The 1402-nt window shown below is 67.5% G+C and carries 1 protein-coding gene; it reads right to left on the bottom strand.

All coding sequences use genetic code 11. The features are described 5' to 3' along the window. Positions 1-164: 164 nt before the first annotated feature. Positions 165-1382, bottom strand: a complete 1218-nt coding sequence (locus K8638_RS44170; protein ID WP_223760809.1) for an IS701 family transposase — start codon at positions 1380-1382, stop codon at positions 165-167. Between the last annotated feature and the right edge of the window lie 20 nt (positions 1383-1402).

Here is a 1402-nt window from a genome sequence, read left to right as displayed (position 1 = left end):
CACTACTGCGTCAGGGCCCCGAGGGGTGAACGGGGAGACCGAGCAGGCTGCGTGAGGTGCGTCGGTGGTTGGGGCGGTGGCAGGTGGGGCAGCGAGGCAGCCAGGTGGCAATCACCCGCGCCATGGCGAGCCGTGCGGTGATGAGGCTGTCGTGGAAGTGGCGCTCAGGCCGAGAGTGGCTGCGCGTGGGCTTCAACCGCCCCTCGGGCCGAGGGGGGAAAACGCCGCGCGCGTTCCGCCACGAGGAACGCGTAGCAGCACAGCGCTACGGAGACATGGTGATGCCAGCCGGGAAAGCGGCGGCCTTCATAATGGTCCAGGCCCAGCTCGCCCTTGAGGTCCTCGTAGACGCGCTCGGTTCTCCAGCGCTGCATCACCAGGCGGATGAGCTGCTTCTTCGTCCTGCGCTTCGGCAGGGAAACCAGGAAGTAGTTGGCGGGCTCTGGCTCACCGTCTCGCCACTCGATGAGCAGCCATAGCGGCTCCTGCTCGCGCTGGGGCACGCCCGCGGCGACGACTCGACGGAGGGCAAAGCGCGCCGACAAGGCCTCCTGGGTGCCCTGGCGCCAGGTGCTCCGTCGGAAGCCACCCCGCTCATGAATGCCCAGGGCCAGGTCCGAAACGCTCCGTGTGTCCTTTTGGGGACGCCCATTCTTATCCAGCTGGTGGACGGTGGTCTGGGGAACCACCGCCACCGCGTAGTGCAAGCCCCGTGAGCGCAGGTGCGCACGGAATTGGCTGGAACTGCCGTAGGCGGTATCCGCCAGGACGATGCCCGGAGGGACACCATCCTCCACGGCCCGGTCAATCATTTGCAGCGCCAGCTGGGGTTTGGTCTTGAAGGTGACCTCGGCGGGGATGCGGGCCTCGCGGCGCCGCGCCTCGTCGTTGGCCCAGAGTTCGGGCAGGTACAGTTCGAAGTCGAGGGGCAGGTGCTCGGTGCGGGTGGCGACACTGAGGCTGACGCCGAGTTGGCAGTTGGTCACCTTCCCCGCCGAGCCGGTGTACTGCCGCTGCACGCCCACCGAGTGCTTGCCCTGCTTGAGAAAGCCCGTGTCGTCCACAATCCAGACTTCCACGGGCTCCCGCTGGGTCATCGCCTCCAGCGCGTACCGCGCCGCCTGGCGCCGCACGTCCCGGTCGCTCCACTTCGAGTCCACGGCGAAGTGCAACAGTCGCTGGTGCATGGCATCTACCCGCTCGGGGTCCGGACACGCGCGGGCGGCGATGGGTTCCACGCTCTTTCGCTCCCCGTCCCCCAACAGCCCCATGGCGTAGAGGGCGAACGAGCCACGTCGGCTCTCCTCGCCGAGGACGTCGCCGATTTGCTGGAAGTACCTCTCAAGCCGCTGCACCGCGGCTGCATCCATGAAGGAGTCCATACCTACTTCATGAGTAGGGC

It is taken from the genome of Myxococcus sp. RHSTA-1-4, from assembly GCF_020037125.1.
Classification (GTDB): Bacteria; Myxococcota; Myxococcia; order Myxococcales; family Myxococcaceae; genus Myxococcus.
This window is presented reverse-complemented; position numbering and strand designations above follow the sequence as displayed.

Excerpts from the sequence above, each read along its gene's own strand:
- K8638_RS44170 (WP_223760809.1), bottom strand. The coding sequence starts at position 1,382 with ATGGACTCCTTCATGGATGCAGCCGCGGTGCAGCGGCTTGAGAGGTAC.